Origin of the sequence: Alistipes putredinis DSM 17216 (assembly GCF_000154465.1) — a bacterium.
Taxonomy (GTDB): domain Bacteria; phylum Bacteroidota; class Bacteroidia; order Bacteroidales; family Rikenellaceae; genus Alistipes; species Alistipes putredinis.
This window is the reverse complement of sequence record NZ_DS499577.1, coordinates 827476-844329: the sequence shown is the minus strand read 5'-3', so window position 1 is coordinate 844329 and position 16854 is coordinate 827476. Positions and strand designations below refer to the sequence as shown.

The 16854-nt window shown below is 53.8% G+C and carries 17 protein-coding genes and 3 tRNA genes; 14 read left to right on the top strand and 6 right to left on the bottom strand.

The window, feature by feature from the left end:
- Positions 1-240: 240 nt before the first annotated feature.
- Both groL and ALIPUT_RS03990 read right to left on the bottom strand, forming a co-directional pair.
- The gene (gene groL / locus ALIPUT_RS03995; protein ID WP_004328439.1) at positions 241-1872 is read right to left on the bottom strand and encodes a chaperonin GroEL; all 1632 of its coding nucleotides are present in this window, start codon (positions 1870-1872) and stop codon (positions 241-243) included.
- A 31-nt stretch (positions 1873-1903) separates the two neighbouring features.
- On the bottom strand, positions 1904-2173 hold the full coding sequence (locus ALIPUT_RS03990) for a co-chaperone GroES (RefSeq protein WP_004328438.1): 270 nt from the start codon (positions 2171-2173) through the stop codon (positions 1904-1906).
- 306 nt (positions 2174-2479) lie between these two features.
- Between ALIPUT_RS03990 and ALIPUT_RS03985 the strand changes: the two genes are divergently transcribed.
- Positions 2480-2555: transfer RNA gene (locus ALIPUT_RS03985), tRNA-His, on the top strand.
- 363 nt (positions 2556-2918) lie between these two features.
- On the opposite strand, the gene ALIPUT_RS03980 is transcribed toward ALIPUT_RS03985, so the two are convergent.
- Positions 2919-2994: transfer RNA gene (locus tag ALIPUT_RS03980), tRNA-Pro, on the bottom strand.
- A gap of 482 nt (positions 2995-3476) precedes the next feature.
- Here ALIPUT_RS03980 and ALIPUT_RS03975 point away from each other — a divergent pair.
- From ALIPUT_RS03975 to ALIPUT_RS03965, 3 genes are all read left to right on the top strand, one after another.
- A tRNA-Glu gene (locus ALIPUT_RS03975) sits at positions 3477-3548 on the top strand.
- A gap of 203 nt (positions 3549-3751) precedes the next feature.
- Positions 3752-4003, top strand: a complete 252-nt coding sequence (rpsT, locus tag ALIPUT_RS03970; protein WP_004328434.1) for a 30S ribosomal protein S20 — start codon at positions 3752-3754, stop codon at positions 4001-4003.
- 149 nt (positions 4004-4152) lie between these two features.
- A complete protein-coding gene (locus ALIPUT_RS03965; protein ID WP_004328433.1) occupies positions 4153-4923 on the top strand; it encodes a lipopolysaccharide kinase InaA family protein in 771 nt (256 codons plus the stop codon).
- 2 nt (positions 4924-4925) lie between these two features.
- Here the strand turns inward: ALIPUT_RS03965 and thiL are convergent, their stop codons facing one another.
- Positions 4926-5963, bottom strand: a complete 1038-nt coding sequence (gene thiL, locus ALIPUT_RS03960; RefSeq protein WP_040293193.1) for a thiamine-phosphate kinase — start codon at positions 5961-5963, stop codon at positions 4926-4928.
- Positions 5964-6134: 171 nt separating this feature from the next.
- Between thiL and ALIPUT_RS03955 the strand changes: the two genes are divergently transcribed.
- The 9 genes from ALIPUT_RS03955 to ribH all read left to right on the top strand — a co-directional run bounded on the left by ALIPUT_RS03955 (position 6135) and on the right by ribH (position 11269).
- Positions 6135-6713, top strand: coding sequence for an adenylate kinase (locus ALIPUT_RS03955; RefSeq protein WP_004328431.1), 579 nt, complete (start codon positions 6135-6137; stop codon positions 6711-6713).
- Between the two features lie 340 nt (positions 6714-7053).
- Entirely contained in the window at positions 7054-7398 is a 345-nt protein-coding gene (gene rpsF, locus ALIPUT_RS03950; RefSeq protein WP_004328430.1) for a 30S ribosomal protein S6, read from the top strand.
- 3 nt (positions 7399-7401) lie between these two features.
- Positions 7402-7680, top strand: a complete 279-nt coding sequence (gene rpsR, locus ALIPUT_RS03945) for a 30S ribosomal protein S18 (RefSeq protein ID WP_004328428.1) — start codon at positions 7402-7404, stop codon at positions 7678-7680.
- 18 nt (positions 7681-7698) lie between these two features.
- Complete coding sequence (gene rplI, locus ALIPUT_RS03940) at positions 7699-8139, top strand: 50S ribosomal protein L9 (protein WP_004328427.1); 441 nt, start codon at positions 7699-7701, stop codon at positions 8137-8139.
- Positions 8140-8292: 153 nt separating this feature from the next.
- Positions 8293-8445 carry a hypothetical protein gene (locus ALIPUT_RS12725; protein WP_155813744.1) on the top strand — a complete coding sequence of 51 codons (153 nt, stop codon included), beginning with the start codon at positions 8293-8295 and terminating at the stop codon, positions 8443-8445.
- Positions 8446-8540: 95 nt separating this feature from the next.
- Positions 8541-9629: a DNA replication/repair protein RecF gene (gene recF, locus ALIPUT_RS03930; protein WP_004328424.1), complete on the top strand. Its 1089-nt coding sequence runs from the start codon at positions 8541-8543 to the stop codon at positions 9627-9629.
- Entirely contained in the window at positions 9626-9916 is a 291-nt protein-coding gene (locus ALIPUT_RS03925) for a DciA family protein (protein WP_004328423.1), read from the top strand. The genes recF and ALIPUT_RS03925 overlap by 4 nt, the downstream gene beginning before the upstream one ends.
- Before the next feature lie 119 nt (positions 9917-10035).
- Complete coding sequence (locus tag ALIPUT_RS03920; RefSeq protein ID WP_004328422.1) at positions 10036-10716, top strand: tetratricopeptide repeat protein; 681 nt, start codon at positions 10036-10038, stop codon at positions 10714-10716.
- 22 nt (positions 10717-10738) lie between these two features.
- Positions 10739-11269 (top strand): 6,7-dimethyl-8-ribityllumazine synthase, encoded by a 531-nt coding sequence (gene ribH / locus ALIPUT_RS03915; RefSeq protein ID WP_004328421.1) that lies wholly within the window; start codon positions 10739-10741, stop codon positions 11267-11269.
- A 113-nt stretch (positions 11270-11382) separates the two neighbouring features.
- Here ribH and ALIPUT_RS03910 read toward each other — a convergent pair whose 3' ends face one another.
- Positions 11383-12093 (bottom strand): DUF3944 domain-containing protein, encoded by a 711-nt coding sequence (locus tag ALIPUT_RS03910; RefSeq protein ID WP_004328420.1) that lies wholly within the window; start codon positions 12091-12093, stop codon positions 11383-11385.
- Positions 12094-12812: 719 nt separating this feature from the next.
- On the opposite strand from ALIPUT_RS03910, the gene ALIPUT_RS03900 reads away from it, so the two are divergent.
- Entirely contained in the window at positions 12813-14084 is a 1272-nt protein-coding gene (locus ALIPUT_RS03900) for an aminotransferase class I/II-fold pyridoxal phosphate-dependent enzyme (protein WP_004328418.1), read from the top strand.
- 92 nt (positions 14085-14176) lie between these two features.
- Here ALIPUT_RS03900 and clpB read toward each other — a convergent pair whose 3' ends face one another.
- The gene (gene clpB / locus ALIPUT_RS03895; RefSeq protein WP_004328417.1) at positions 14177-16774 is read right to left on the bottom strand and encodes an ATP-dependent chaperone ClpB; all 2598 of its coding nucleotides are present in this window, start codon (positions 16772-16774) and stop codon (positions 14177-14179) included.
- Positions 16775-16854: the final 80 nt, after the last annotated feature.

Genomic DNA, 16854 nt, shown 5'->3' with positions numbered 1-16854 from the left:
TTTCCGGCAGACAAGCTACGGATCACGACCGCATCAGTCGTGTATGAAAAGCCATCGGAATTTCCCCGAGCCCTTTCCGTATGTCTTTCCAACAGCAGGCAGCGTCGTATTCGTATGAACCGCAGAACGCCCGCCGCCCTGAAAACGGCTCTCCGGACTTCATACACGACAGCCCGGAATAAAAAAGTTCCCGGAATCGCATTTGCGATTCCGGGAACTTTTCATAAGAGAAGCGATGGACTACATCATACCGCCCATGCCGCCGCCCGGCATCGCAGGCATTGCGGGAGCGTCCGACTTCTTCTCGGCCAATACACACTCCGTGGTAAGGAACATCGAAGCGATCGAAGCCGCATTCTCCAACGCCACACGCGAAACCTTGGTCGGGTCGATGATACCCGCTTTGAGCAGGTCCTCATAACGGTCGTCGCGGGCGTTGTAACCGAAGGCGCCTTTGCCCTCCTTCACCTTATTGACAACCACCGAACCCTCGCCGCCGGCATTCGTCACGATCTGACGCAGCGGCTCTTCGATAGCGCGTTTTACGATCTGGATACCGGTCGTCTGGTCTTCGTTGTCGCCCTTGAGCGTCTCCAAAGCCTCCACCGCACGGATGTAAGCGACACCGCCGCCCGGCACGATACCTTCCTCGACGGCAGCACGGGTCGCAGCCAACGCATCGTCCACACGGTCTTTCTTCTCTTTCATCTCGACCTCGGTCGCAGCGCCGACGTACAGCACAGCCACACCGCCGGCCAGTTTAGCCAAACGTTCCTGAAGTTTCTCCTTGTCGTAATCCGACGTAGCGGCTTCGATACCGGCGCGGATCTGCGCCACACGGGCAGCGATAGCGTCCTTCGAACCGGCGCCATCGACAATCGTCGTATTCTCCTTGTTGAGCGTAACCTTCTCCGCCGTACCCAGCACCGAGAGGTTCGCGTCCTCGATCTTCATACCCTTGTCGGTCGAAATGACCGTGGCACCCGTCAGCACGGCGATATCTTCGAGCATCTCCTTGCGGCGGTCGCCGAAGCCCGGAGCCTTGCAAGCGGCGATCTTCAACGTACCGCGCAGCTTATTGACAACCAGTGCGGAAAGTGCCTCGCCATCCACATCTTCGGCGATAATCAGCAGCGAGCGTCCGCTCTGAGCCACCGGCTCGAGCACACCCATCAGCTCCTTCATCGTCGAGATCTTCTTATCGGTAATCAGGATATAGGGTTTGTCCAACTGCGCCTCCATCTTCTCGGTATCGGTGATGAAGTAGGCCGAGATATAGCCACGGTCGAACTGCATACCCTCGACCACATCCACATGGGTTTCGGTACCCTTGGCCTCCTCGACGGTGATGACACCCTCCTTATTGACCTTGCCCATCGCCTCGGCGATCAGCTTGCCGATGGTACCGTCGTTATTGGCGGAAATCGTAGCGACCTGCTCGATCTTCGCGAAATCGGTGCCTACGGTCTGGCTCTGCTTCTTGAGTGAATCCACGACCACACCGACAGCCTTGTCGATACCGCGTTTGAGGTCCATCGGATTGGCTCCGGCGGTCACGTTCTTCAGTCCCACGCCGATCATCGCCTGCGCCAGCACGGTTGCGGTCGTCGTGCCGTCGCCGGCATCGTCGTTGGTCTTCGAAGCGACCTCCTTGACCATCTGGGCGCCCATGTTGGGAATCGCGTCCTCCAGCTCCACCTCCTTGGCGACGGTCACACCGTCCTTGGTCACCTGGGGAGCACCGAACTTCTTGTCGATGATTACGTTGCGTCCTTTGGGACCGAGCGTTACCTTCACAGCGTTCGACAAAGCGTCCACGCCCTCCTTGAGAAGCTCACGGGCTTCCACGTTGTATTTTATCTCTTTTGCCATAATCGTAATTTTTTTAATCCAACCGAACTAATTAAATGATAGCCAGAATATCCTGCTGCTTCATAATCAGGTAATCCGTGCCATCGACGTTGATCTCCTGACCGGCATACTTGCCGTAAAGCACCTGATCGCCGACTTTGACTTCCATCTTGATTTCCGAAGTACCGGGACCAACGGCGATTACTTTGCCTGCCAGCGGTTTCTCCTTCGCCGTATCGGGAATGATCAAACCTCCGGCCGTTTTCTCTTCCGCCGGGTTGGGCAGGATCAACACGCGGTCTGATAATGGTTTTACGTTCATAGTGGTATGATTTTAATTGTTATAAGTTATATTTAACAGTTTTTCAACTTCGCATTTGCGACGATAACTCCAACAAGAGATATGCCAAACGATTTTTGACAGAAAAGTCTGACAAATCGGGCAACAAGACTGTCATTTTGACAAAACGGCAGATACATCATCCTGACACCGTACGTTTCCGCCTCGTCGATACCGCCAGAGAGGGCCGTACGCACAGAATCCGAAAAGAATTTCGCCGTTTTTTTGCACGGACGAAAAAAACCTATTATCTTTGCACTCCGGTTGATCTTCGGTATCGACCGATATGGTGGATGTAGCTCAGTCGGTTAGAGCGTCGGATTGTGGTTCCGAAAGTCGTGGGTTCGAGCCCCATCTTCCACCCGAAAAGGCCTTCTTCGGAAGGCTTTTTTTATAATACACAAATTACCACGCACTTATCATTCAGAGTACATCCCGAAAAGGGAAATATACCGGAGTTCTGCCAAGACATCAAGCCCCGAAACAGGGATCTACAATCCCCGAATAAACCCCATACCTTCGCGATAACCGTCTTTGAAAATAAAGAATACGACAAATATCGCCCGCTTTGAAAACTGGCCCCGATAAAAAGCCGGAATCGTCATTTTATTGAATTTTGGCAGACTTCTCGATTGGCTTTTCGCGTCCCCAGCGCCCCCTACTTCCGCTCGGAGCACATAAACGAAAAAGGCTCGGCAATCATCAGATTACCAAGCCTTTTCATCAGTCGGGGTGACAAGATTCGAACTTGCGACCACACGCCCCCCAGACGCGTACTCTAAACCGGGCTGAGCTACACCCCGAACTCTTTCGGAGTGCAAATATACGAACTTTTGCCTTACAAAAAAATGAAAAGCAAATATTTTTTCACTCTTCGGCAAAAAACCGGCTTAAAATCTCCCGTTATTCCATTCTTACAATGTCAAAGTACGCTCCTTTCGGCCTAAAAAAGTTCTCAACATCAATCTTACCTTGCGTGATTATCCCTCTTTGGAAGCGCAGGCCCCCAACCTTCCGAGGGAAAGGGATTATAAACGTGGAAACAGGTCGCAAGTAAACACCTTCGGATTAGATCCCGCGATCGTCGGATAATGGTGTCATATAGTCGTATATTATCTTACCTTATTATATAATAATTCATAGACGGCCGGCATATTCCTGTTTTTTTCATATCGCATATCGAAAAAAAACAGATATTCCCACATTTTTTTTGCATAGAAAACTTTTTTGTTTACCTTTGCACCGCTAAAGGTTTCCCAATCGAGGGAAAACGGATAGCACAGGAGGCCCATTCGTCTATCGGTTAGGACGCAAGATTTTCATTCTTGAAAGAGCAGTTCGACTCTGCTATGGGCTACACGACAGCGTTTTAAGCGCATAACGACGGCCGGTAAGGCCGTATGTTGTGTTTTCAGGGCGCTGACGGGGAAACTACAACGAAGGAAGCGGGTTTCGGCCTATTCCGCAGGCGGCCAAGGCCGTCACGAACAAGGCGTCATTTCAACATATGTCGCCGTAAAACTAAAGAACGAAAAAAATTAAAAATAAAAATTAACGATTATGGCAAACCATAAGTCATCCGAGAAGAGAATTCGTCAGACTGTAGCCAAGCGCGCACACAACCGTCTTTTCCACAAGACGGCACGAAACGCCGTGAAAGCACTCCGCAACACGACGGACAAGAGTGCGGCCGAGGCACTTCTCCCGAAGGTTACTTCGATGCTGGACAAGCTGGCCAAGCACAATATCGTGCACAAGAACAAAGCCGGCAACCTGAAAAGTTCGTTGCAGATGCATGTAAACGCCTTGTAAGGGACTGTTATCCAATGCTTAAATTTAAGAGCCGTCAAAATTTGACGGCTCTTCGTTATTTGTATCGCTTTACGGAAATCCTACTTTTTGAATAGCTTTACTGCATTTTGGGCCTTGCTCCGGCGATGCTTTACCCCGAACTTTGACGTATGTTTCAAAATCCGAAAATCGTCCTGTCGCCGACATACGCATACTTGCAGCAAGAGATCCGAAAAATCCCTGCGGGCGACTATCGCATCCTGGAAACTTACTGCGACCGGCGTAATATGGTCCGCAAAATCGAGCTGGCAGGAGGTCGGATTTTCGTCCTGAAACAGTATAAACGCCCGACCCGCCTCAACCAATTCGCCTACACTCTTTTCCGCAAAAGCAAAGCCTGTCGGGCCTACGAATACGCCTTGCGGTTACAACAGTTGGGATTCGAAACCGCCGCCCCGGTCGCTTACCTGGAAATCTCACGTCACGGTCTGTTCCACACGGGGTATTTTCTTTCGGAATTCATCGCCCACCCGTTGCTGAATACCCTGCAGGAAGGAGATGAAGAATCCCGCAAAATTCTGGAGGATTTCGCGGCTTTCATCGTCGAAATGCACGAAAAGGGAGTGTTCAACCTCGACATGAACCCAGGCAACGTATTCTTTTACAAATCCGGCGAAAAATACCGATTCGCACTGATCGACATCAACCGCATCCGGTTTTGCCGCCACCTGACACGCAACGACTGTGTAGAGGTTTTCAAACATCTGGACAACCTTCCGCCTCCGGCCCTCTCGGTCGTACTGGTCCGCTATGCCGAACTGCGCCAATGGAATCCCCAAATTCTGTGCGGAGCCGTCATGCTGCGGCAGGGCGTCAATCTGCCTCGCCGCATCAAAACGGGCTTCCGGTCCCTGTTGTCGCATCTGGGCCTGCGGAAATAGCCCTACTCCTTATCCCGAAATCCCTGGGCTTTGAGCCGGATCTCGCCGCCGTCGGGCGTTACGAGATAGGCTCCCGTATTTTCCGCCGTAATATGTCCGATCACATCGACCCCGCCCATGCGCATCACCCGCTCTTGCAGGGCCAGCGGCACGGTGAACAGCAACTCGTAATCTTCGCCGCCGTTGAGCGCCGCCACGACGGGATCGGTATGAATCTCCTCAGCGAAAGCCGTCGTCTGACGGGCGATAGGGATCCGGTCGAGGTAAATGCGGGCTCCGCATTTCGAGGCTTTACAAATCTGAAGCAGGTCGCTCGCCAAACCGTCCGAAAGGTCGATCATCGACGTAGGGACGATCTTCTCCTCGGCCAACAGCTCGACGATATCCTTGCGGGCGGCAGGCTTGAGGTAGCGTTGCAACAGATATTCGTTTCCTTTGAACTCGGGTTCGGGATCTTTCACCCCCCGCAACACCCGCTTCTCGCGTTCGAGCAGTTGCAGTCCCATGTAGGCTGCCCCCAGGTTGCCCGTAATACAGATCAGGTCGTGAAGCTTGGCGCCGCCGCGATAAACCACCTCCTCCTTGCGGGCCCGTCCGAGCGCCGTCACGTGAATAGCCAGCCCGGTCACCGAAGCCTTCGTATCGCCGCCGACCAGATCGACCTCCATCTCCTCGCAAGCGAATCGAATCCCCGCATACAGGTCGTCCAACGCCTCCACCGAAATCTTGGACGATACCCCGAGCGACACAAGCAACTGCTCGGGACGCCCGTTCATCGCCAGCAAGTCACTGACAGCCACAACAACAGCCTTGTACCCCAAGTGCTTAAGAGGGAAATAGGTCAGATCGAAATCGACCCCTTCGAGCAGCAGATCGGTGGTACAGAGTGTCACTTCGTCGGCCCCCGCCGCAATCACGGCGGCATCGTCGCCCACCCCCCGAAGCGTCGAGGCATTGCGCACGGAAAAAGAATCCGTCAGGTGGTCGATCAGCCCGAATTCGCCGAGCGAGGCGATCTCGGTAGGTTTTTTATCAGCCATAGGAATATTGTTTACAGTCGTATGTACCTCCCGCATACGGATTCTCTTCCCGTGCGGGTTATCGTCGCAGCGAAATTCGAAAAATCTGCGCTATATCTTACAAAGATACCGAAACTTTGTCGTTTTGACAAAAAAAGATTATATTTGTTAGCGTTAAAAAATTCTTAACCGATGCTGAACATTGTTTTATTCGGGGCCCCGGGATGCGGCAAGGGAACGCAGGCGGCGCGGCTCAAAGAGAAATACGGAATCGATCACGTATCGACCGGTAACGTAATTCGGGAAGAAATCGCCCGGGGGACGAAACTCGGCAAAGAGATGGAGTCCTATATCACCACGGGCAGACTCGCTCCCGACCAGGTGGTGATCGACATGATCGCCGACTATATCGCGGCGCACAAACACGCGAAAGGCAACATTTTCGACGGCTTTCCCCGTACGACGCACCAGGCCGAGGAGTTCGACCGGATGCTGTCCGAACAGGGGTTGAAGGTCGATGTCATGATCTACATGGACGTTCCCGAAGAGGAGCTGGTAAAACGCATCCTGCTCCGGGGCAAAGAGTCCGGGCGAGCGGACGACGCTTCGGAGGAGGTGATCCGCGACCGTATCAAAGTATATCACGAACAGACGGCCATCGTCGCGGACTTTTACGCCAAACAGGGAAAATTCGCCGACATCAACGGTCTGGGCACCATGGATGAAGTCTTCGACCGCATCTGTCAGGTCATCGATTCCATTCGGAAGTAACTCCGACCTCATACACATCTATTTCACGGGATTCCTTCGACAGGAATCCCGTTGTTTCATCCTCCTTCCGGAACAAAATTCGCCCCGGAGTCCGCGCAAAACTCGGCTCGCACCGGACACACCGGGCAAACGGCACGCTCCGCCCTCCTTCCGACCGAACGCCCCGGCCCCCGACAACCCCAGTCGGCAAACAGCCAGGCGGCACCGGCACCGAAAATATACCGATATAAATAGATCCTGTCGGCGATAAATAAAAAAGAGGCCTCGCAAGGCGATTTTTACATTATTTTTTGTACCTTTGCATCCGCTAAATGCATATTAATCTAATTAACAAACGATTATGAACAATTACGAAACCGTTTTCATTGTCACGCCGGTCCTTTCCGATGCACAGGTCAAGGAGGTCGCTGACAAATTCCAGGGTGTAATTACCGAAAACGGCGGTCAGATTGTGAACAGCGAGGCCTGGGGCTTGAAGAAGCTCGCCTACCCGATTCAGAAGAAGACCACCGGATTCTACTTCCTGATTGAGTTCACCGGTGAAGGCTCGATCGTCAACACCCTCGAAACGCAGTATCGCCGCGACGAGCGGATCATCCGTTTCTTAACTTTCAAGCAGGACAAATTCGCCGTAGAGTACTCGGAGAAACGTCGTGCGAAACTTTCTAACAAGCAGGAGGAGTAAACCATGGCACAGGAAAACAACAACCAGTCTGAAATCAGATACCTCAACCCCGTTTCGGTTGACGTCAAGAAAAAGAAGTACTGCCGTTTCAAGAAACTCGGCATCAAGTACGTGGATTACAAGGACGGCGAGTTCCTCAAGAAGTTCCTCAACGAGCAGGGCAAGATTCTGCCCCGCCGCCTGACGGGTACTTCGCAGAAGTTCCAGAAGAAGGTAGCGCAGGCCGTGAAACGTGCCCGCCACCTCGCGATCCTGCCCTTCGTAACCGATTGTATGAAATAATAAAGAGGAGGAGAGAACATGGAAGTAATTCTTATCAAGGATATCGAGAATCTGGGTTACGCCAACGACATCGTGAACGTAAAACCCGGTTACGCAAATAACTACCTGATCCCCCAGGGTTACGCGAAGGCAGCTACCGCAGCCGCGAAGAAGATCCTCGCGGAGAACCTCAAGCAGCGTGCCCACAAGGATGCCAAGATCCTGGCCGACGCACAGGCTCTGGCCGAGAAGATCGCCAACCTGCCGCTGGTAATCGCTGCCAAGGCAGAGGAGGGACGCATCTTCGGTGCGATCACCGCTGCCGACCTCGCCGAGGCTTTGGCTGCCAAAGGAATCGAAATCGACCGTAAGACCATCGCCGTGGAGAACATCAAGACCCTCGGCGAATACGAGGCCGTCGCCAAGATCCACCGCGATGTCAAAGCGACGATCAAATTTACGGTAACCGCAGAGGAGTAATCCCCAGCCTCCGTTTCAATCGAAAAGGCCGATCGTACAGATCGGCCTTTTTCGTCGGATCGCCCGAAAGAAAGACCGCCCCCGCATGCCCCCCTCCTTCGCGGAATCCGGAAATATCGATCGGCAAAAACAAAAAAATCGCTACCTTTGCAAATGGCTGCGGCCCCGGACGACGAAGGTGGCCGCGTCAAACTGACGCAAGGAGAATCCGATCACGGAGAAATTCACGCTTCGGAGCAATGCACGGTCGGGAACATAGCGTACCAACTCCGCAGAAAGACCCTGCACGACTCGCCTCGCATATGAGGTATTGTCCGGACCGAAACCCAAATGTACGAACACCGCACGCATAAACACGAAATCGTCCCCGCTCATACCGGCATCGACGAAAAAACGCACTCATGTACCTGAAAAAACTGTCGCTCATCAATTTCAAGAACATCCGGGAAGAGAATCTCGAATTCCGGCCCGGCATCAACTGCTTCGTGGGCGACAACGGAGCGGGCAAAACCAACGTGATCGACGCGGTCTATTTCCTTTCGATGTGCAAGTCGTCGCTGGCGATGACCGACGGGCAGAACATGCGCCACGGCAGCGACTTCTTCCTGCTCGACGGCCAGTACCTCACCGACGAAGGCCGCAGCGAGAGCGTCGTGTGCGCCTTCGCCCGCAAAGGAGGCAAAACCCTCAAGCGCAACGGCAAGGAGTACGAACGACTCTCGGACCACGTGGGATTGATCCCGGTGGTGATCGTCTCCCCGGCCGACACGATGCTCATCAGCGATGCCGCCGACGAACGCCGCCGCTACCTGAACGGTTTTATCTCCCAGTTGGACCGTGCTTATCTGCAGGCTCTGGTACGCTACAACGCCGTATTGGGCGAACGCAACCGCCTGCTCAAAATCTCGCGGGACGAACAGATGCTCTGCATATACGACCGTCAGCTGGTCGAACAGGGAGGCATCATCCACCGCAAACGCAGCGAAATCGCAGCTCTGCTCGAACCCGAAGTCGCCCGATACTACCGCCACCTCTCCAGCGACCGCGAACAGGTGACGCTCGAATACCGCTCGGAGCTGAACGACACCCCCTTCGAAGAGTTGCTGCTCAAGTCCCGGGAAAAGGATTTCGTCAACGGATTCACCACTGCGGGCATCCACCGCGACGACCTGGTACTCCACATCGGCGGCTATCCCCTGCGCAAATACGGTTCGCAGGGACAGCAAAAATCGTTTCTGATCGCTCTCAAACTCGCCCAATATGCCCTGGTCGCCCAAGCCAAAGGGGAAAAACCGATCCTGCTGCTGGACGACCTCTTCGACAAACTCGACGCCGGGCGGGTCGAACAGCTCATCCGGCTGGTCGGGGACGACGGTTTCGGACAGATCTTCATCACCGACTGCAACCCGACGCGTCTGCGCACCATTCTGGACAAAACAGGTGACGACTACTCGCTCTTCACGGTCGAAAACGGAGGAATCGTGCGATGAAACGAAGCAAGACGGTCACCGTCGGCGAACTGCTCGACGAATTTTTCCAGCGTCCTTACGTCGCCGCCAAAGTCGCCGAAGGACGGCTGCGCGACACCTGGCGCGAGATCGTCGGTCCGGCAGCCGACGCCGAAACCACCGAGCTGCGGCTCGAAAATCACATTCTGCACGTCCGCATCCGTTCGAGCATTCTGCGCAACGAACTTTTCTACCAGCGCGAAGCCTTGGGCGCCGAAATCAACCGCCGCTCGAAAATCCGACTGGTCAATGCGGTCATCATCCGGTGAAATTCATCTTTTTTCTTCGTGGCGGCTCTACAATTCTCGGCAGATATTGGCATTATTCAAAGAAAAAATGTATTTTTGCACGTTAGAAGCGAAAATTCAAACTAAAACTGCATATTTCTATGACAAAGCAAAACGAGCAGGAAGCACTCGGCACAGCGATGAATAAAACCGAGATGTTTTTCGAGAAAAACAGCAAATCGATGATCATCGCGCTGCTGGCCCTCTTCGTACTCGCCGCAGCCATCTTCGGCTATCGACAGTTGATCTCACAGCCCCGCGAGCGTAAGGCGGCCGAGATGATCGCTCAGGCCCAGTACCGGTTCGAATCGACCACGCCCGAATACCAGCTGGCTCTCGAAGGCGATGCCAACGGCCCCGGCTTCCTCGATGTCATCGACCAGTACGGTTCCACGCGTGCGGGCAACCTGGCCAAGCACTATGCCGGCATCTGCTACCTGCGTTTAGGCGACTTGGACAACGCGGCCACCTACCTGGCAAAATACAAACCGGCCAAAGGCATTCCCGCAGAGATCGTCAATGCCCAGAACATAGGTCTGCAGGGCGATATCGCCGTCGAGAAGGGCGATTATGCCGCAGCGATCAAACTGTTCGAGAAGGCAGCCAAGGTTTCGGACAACAACCTGACGGCCCCGATGTACCTGCGTAAAGCGGCTCTGGCAGCCAATGCCATGGGCAACAAAGAGCAGGCGCTCGGATTCGCCCAGCGGATTCAAAACGAATTCCCTGCATCGGCCGAAGCACAGAATGCAGAAAAACTGATGGGCACGATCCAGCAATAACGCGAAACACCCGAATCCAAGCATGTCAACCAAGCATCACAACCTTTCGCAGTTGGACGCCCCGCTGCCGTCGGCAGCCGATATGAAGTTCGGCATCGTCGTAGCGGAGTGGAACCGGGAAATCACGGAAGCCCTGCTCGAGGGAGCGGTCCAAACCCTCCGCAGCGCCGGATGCAGCGACCTGAATATTCAGATCAAATATGTCCCCGGCACTTTCGAGCTGACTCTCGGTACCCAGTTTTTCGCCGAATATACGGACGTGGATGCGGTGATCGCTCTGGGCTGCGTCGTTCAGGGTGAAACCCGCCATTTCGATTTCATCTGCCAGGGCGTGACACAGGGTATCACCCAGTTGCAGATACAGTGGAATATGCCTGTAGCATTCGGTATCCTGACGGTGAACGACCAGCAACAGGCATTCGACCGGGCGGGCGGAAAATACGGAAACAAGGGCAATGAAGCGGCAGCGGCGGCCATTCAGATGGTCAAGCTGCAAACCGACATGGAAGCTGCATCGCCCAATACGGTTCCCGACCGTAAAAACATCAATTAAGCGAATTTTTCTTGTATAAAAGTATTTTTCCGATTCAGCCGGACTTGTAAAGAAGTCCGGCTGAATTTTTTATGAAATCGGACGTTTGAATAAGCGAAGACCGCGATTACCACCTATTCTATGCTGAATGAAATATTGGAATCCCTCTCAGATTTATTGTGAATATGCCTTAAACAAGCTATTAAAATCGTCGAAGGAATAGTAACCCGATAGGCCGGCGAAGCAAAATCCAAAGCCATCCAAGCAGCAGTAATCGCCCATGCAATAGGACCTAACGGGACCATAACAACTCGCCCACTCGCATATCGTATCACCAACCTTACTCCCATATGACTAAGCCAACTACTGAAAGACATCAAAATGAGCTCCGTCATTTGATCCGGGTAATGAGTAAATTCTTCCACATATTTTTTCATCTCTTCTACCGACTGTTCTCCGGAAGCATTTTGTTTTGCAATCTGCTCCAACATTTTATCTGCGACAGTCTTAAGAAGCGCGGCTTCCATTATTTCGACTGTATCAGTATCACTTTTAGCAATACCGACTGTTTTGCACACATCTTTCAGTATCTCTCGGTACGGGACTCCATGCCCCCGTATTATATTGGCAATCGTATTTCCTCCGAAACGTTGGTATTCGTCCACGATTTCAGGCAACAGTTTCTTCATGTCGTGCGGATAATACACGGCATACGATGCTCTTGCAGACAACCTCTCCGTATAACGCTTCTTATGATCCTTAGGATCAAAGACTAAAACATCCGCTAACAATCTCAATTGTTCATTACTGCAGTCTGTCAGAAAAGATAAATCACTATTATTCATAATTTAGCAATACGTCTCACCGACTCCTATAAGAAAACTCTATACAAAAAAGAAAGTGTGGAGTCGTTCGTTTATCTGGCAGGAGGCTCTGGTAAGCCCAAGTACAAATAAACAATACCCCACACCGAATAGTCTATATCTGGATAATGATATATAACTACGCACGGTGATGAGTGTCGTATTGCCTATCCTTGTACTTTGAAATTTACCAGATTTCCTGCCAAGGATTAGCGAAACACTTTCACTAAACTAATATGTCGCCGCCCATACGGGCAGGCAGGGCAAAGTTAGAAAATGTTTTTCAAATACGAACACCACGCGGGGTATTGTACGGACAAATTTCGCACGAAAGTTCCGGAAAATCAAGATTGACCCGACGAAAAGTTTATCGTTATTTGGGAACATATACACCTGAATTCAGAAACGGGAGAAGCGATAAAAAAACACGGGACGATGCCCGTAAAGAAGAACTCAAAAAGACGACCGAAGAACAGCGTAGGAAATCTATACTAAAGAAATACAGGGAACCACGAAAACAACGACCGGAAAAACGGGATGCAGGGGGGGGGGAAATCCAATGCCGCTTATCCGGTGACAAACAGTAAGTATTTATACTACTTTTCACGAAAAGAATCCGGGAGGTTTGAACATCCCGACAATTATTTTTACTTTTGTGGACTACTGAAACGCATAATCTTAAAATCAAATAACGAACTCGTATGGTAGATATTTTTGAACGCCTCGAAAAGAATGCCGGAGGCCCTATCGGTATGTACATGGGTTATGCCCACGGGTATTTCGCATTCCCCAAACTCGAAGGAGAAATCGGTCCCCACATGACCTTTCGGGGACAGAAGATGCTGAACTGGAGCCTGAACAACTACCTGGGCCTGGCTAATCACCCCGAAGTGCGCGAAGCCGACGCCAAAGGTGCCGCCGAATTCGGCATGGCTGCCCCGATGGGCGCCCGCATGATGAGCGGTCAGACCAAATACCATGAACAGTTGGAGCGCGAACTGGCAGAGTTCGTCGGCAAACCCGACGCCTTCCTGCTGAACTTCGGCTATCAGGGCATGATCTCGATCATCGACTGCCTCCTCACCCCGCGCGACGTGGTGGTCTATGATGCCGAGGCACACGCCTGCATCATCGACGGCCTGCGCATGCACAAGGGCAAGCGTTTCGTATATGGCCATAACGACATGGCGTCGCTGCGCCTGCAACTCAAGCACGCTACGGAACTGGCGGAGCAGCAGAACGGCGGCGTACTCGTCATCACCGAAGGCGTATTCGGCATGAAGGGCGACCTGGGCAAACTGGACGAGATCGTGGCGATGAAGAAAGATTTCAATTTCCGCCTGCTGGTCGATGACGCCCACGGCTTCGGCACGATGGGTCCCCACGGACGGGGCACGGCCGCTCACTTCGGCGTCGTGGACGGTGTGGATGTGCTGTTCAACACCTTCGCCAAGTCGATGGCCGGCATCGGAGCCTTCGTCTGCGGTCCCCGCTGGCTTATCAACCTGCTGCGCTACAACATGCGTTCGCAGCTCTACGCCAAGTCACTCCCGATGCCGATGGTGATCGGCGCGTTGAAGCGTCTGGATCTGATCCGCAAGCACCCCGAATACCAGGAGAAGCTCTGGGAAATCACCCGTGCCCTGCAAGGCGGACTGAAGGAGAACGGATTCGAGATCGGTGTAACCCAGTCGCCCGTAACTCCCGTCTATATGAAAGGCGGCATCCCCGAAGCGACCAACCTGATCGTCGATCTGCGCGAGAAACACAACCTCTTCTGCTCGGTAGTGGTCTATCCGGTGATCCCGAAGGGCGAAATCATCCTGCGCCTGATCCCGACGGCAGCCCACACGCTCGACGACGTGAAGTTCACGATCGAGGCGTTCAAAGCCATCCGCAACAAGCTCGAAAGCGGCTTCTACCGCGACAAACCGATGCCGATGAAAGCCGACGAAGGATTTTCGGTGCGTTAAACCGCCCTGTCCCATAAAAAAATCCCCGCTGTAAAAACAGCGGGGATTTTTCACGAATACGAGTATCTCTACCCGACAAAAGCGCTTCGCCTTTAGTTTTTGAAGGTCAGGCCATCGGCGTCGGCATCGATGACGATCGGATGCTCGCGATTGACATCACCCGCCAAAATCCGCTTCGACAGATCGTTCACCACGTAACGCTGAATCGTACGCTTGACAGGACGTGCGCCGTACAACGGATCGTAACCTATGCGGGCGATCCACTCTTTCGCCTTCTTCGTATAGTCGAGCTCGATGTTGTTTTCCTTCAGCAGCTTGCGGACTATATTCATCTGAATATCGACGATCCGCCCGATGTCTTCGTGCGTCAGCGGCTCGAACATCACGATCTCGTCGATACGGTTCAGGAACTCGGGCTTGAGCTGCATCTTCAACTGCTCGATCACCTCCAGACGCGTCTTTTCGACCACTTCCGGCGAAATTTTATTGCCGTCGAAAGCCGGAGCGAAATTCTCCTGAATGACCTGTGCCCCCATGTTGGAGGTCATGATGATAATCGTATTGCGGAAATCGACCGTACGCCCCTTGTTATCGGTCAGCCGTCCGTCGTCGAGCACCTGCAGCAAGATGTTGAACACGTCGGGATGCGCCTTCTCGATCTCATCGAGCAGCACGACCGAATAAGGCTTGCGCCGCACAGCCTCGGTCAGTTGTCCGCCCTCGTCGTAACCGACATATCCCGGAGGCGCACCGACCAGACGCGATACGCTGTGACGCTCCTGGTACTCGCTCATGTCGATACGGGTCAGCATGTTGTCGTCGTTGAAGAGGAACTCGGCCAGCGCCTTCGCCAGCTCGGTCTTACCTACACCCGTCGTACCCAGGAAGATGAACGAGCCGATCGGCTTGCGGGGATCGTTCAGTCCGGCCCGCGAACGGCGCACGGCATCCGACACAGCGGCAATGGCCAAATCCTGACCGACTACGCGGCGATGCAACTCCTCCTCCATGTGGAGCAGCTTCTCACGCTCGGAAGCCAGCATACGCGAAACGGGAATCCCCGTCCAGCGGGATACCACCTCGGCCACATCCTCGGCATCGACCTCCTCCTTGATCATCGCCCCGCTGGCCGAAGCCGCACGGAATTCGTCCTGAAGAGCCGCGATCTGCTTCTCGGCCTCCTGAATCTTGCCGTAACGAATCTCGGCCACACGGCCGTAATCGCCCTGCCGTTCGGCCTGCTGAGCCTCGATCTTCAGGTGTTCGATCCGGTCCTTGTTCTCCTGGATCTTCTTCAGCACGTCCCGTTCGCCTTCCCACTTGGCACGAAGCTCGGCGCGTTTGGCCCCCAGCTCCTCGATCTCATGGGTCAGTTGCTCGACACGCTCCTTGTCGTTCTCGCGGCGGATCGCCTCGCGCTCGATCTCGAGCTGACGTACCCGACGATCCAGCACATCGATCTCCTCCGGCACGGAGTTCATCTCCAGGCGGAGTTTCGAAGCCGCCTCGTCGATCAGGTCGATCGCCTTATCGGGCAGGAAACGGGAGGTGATGTAGCGCTGCGAAAGTTCGACGGCCGCAACGATCGCCTCGTCCTTGATCCGCACCTGATGGTGGTTCTCGTAACGATCCTTCAGTCCGCGCAGGATCGAAATCGCATCCTCGGCCGTCGGTTCATCGACCATGACTTTCTGAAAACGACGCTCGAGCGCCTTGTCCTGCTCGAAATATTTCTGGAACTCGTCGAGCGTCGTAGCACCGATCGTACGCAGCTCACCGCGCGCCAGGGCCGGTTTGAGAATATTGGCGGCATCCATCGCACCCGACGACTTGCCGGCTCCGACCAACGTATGAATTTCGTCGATGAAGAGCAATATCTCGCCCTCGCTGGCGGTCACCTCCTGCACGACGGCCTTCAGACGCTCCTCGAACTCACCCTGGTACTTGGCCCCGGCGATCAGCGCGCCCATGTCGAGCGAATAGATCACCTTCGAGCGCAGGTTCTCCGGCACGTCCCCGTTCACGATCCGGTGGGCGATACCCTCCGCAATGGCCGTCTTACCCACGCCGGGTTCTCCGACCAGCATCGGATTGTTTTTGGTACGGCGCGAAAGAATCTGCAATACACGGCGAATCTCCTCGTCGCGGCCGATGACCGGATCGAGCTTGCCGCTGCGGGCCATCTCGTTCAGATTGATCGCATACTTGCCCAGGGCATCGAACTCCTGCGACGCCGTCTGCGAATCGACGGTCGCCCCCTTGCGGAACACCCGAATCGCCTCGAGCAACTCCTTTTCAGTCGCCCCGGCGCCTTTCAGCAGATCGGCGGCAGTACCCCGCTCGGCGATCAGTCCCAGCAGCAGATGCTCTACCGAAGCGTACTTGTCCCCGAAATTCTTGGTAAAATCGACGGCACGCTGGATTACTTTGGTCGTATCCTGCGAAAAGAACTGTTCGCCGCCTCCCGAAACATGGGGCAGCCCCCGCACGGCCCGCTCCACTTCGCCGCGCAGTCCCCGCACGTTTACGCCGACACGCCCCAGCAGAAATACCGACAGCGAATCGTCCTCGCGCACGAGCACATTGAGCAGATGCAGCGGTTCGACGGCCTGATTGCCCTGCTCCCTGGCAAGAGACACCGCAGCCTGCAGCGCCTCTTGCGCCTTAATAGTTAAAGAATTAATGTTCATAGTGCATTATATTATTTTCAATTCATTTCTTTGACTTACCTATCGCAAAATATCTGCCAAGTCTGCAACTTCTGCCGTCC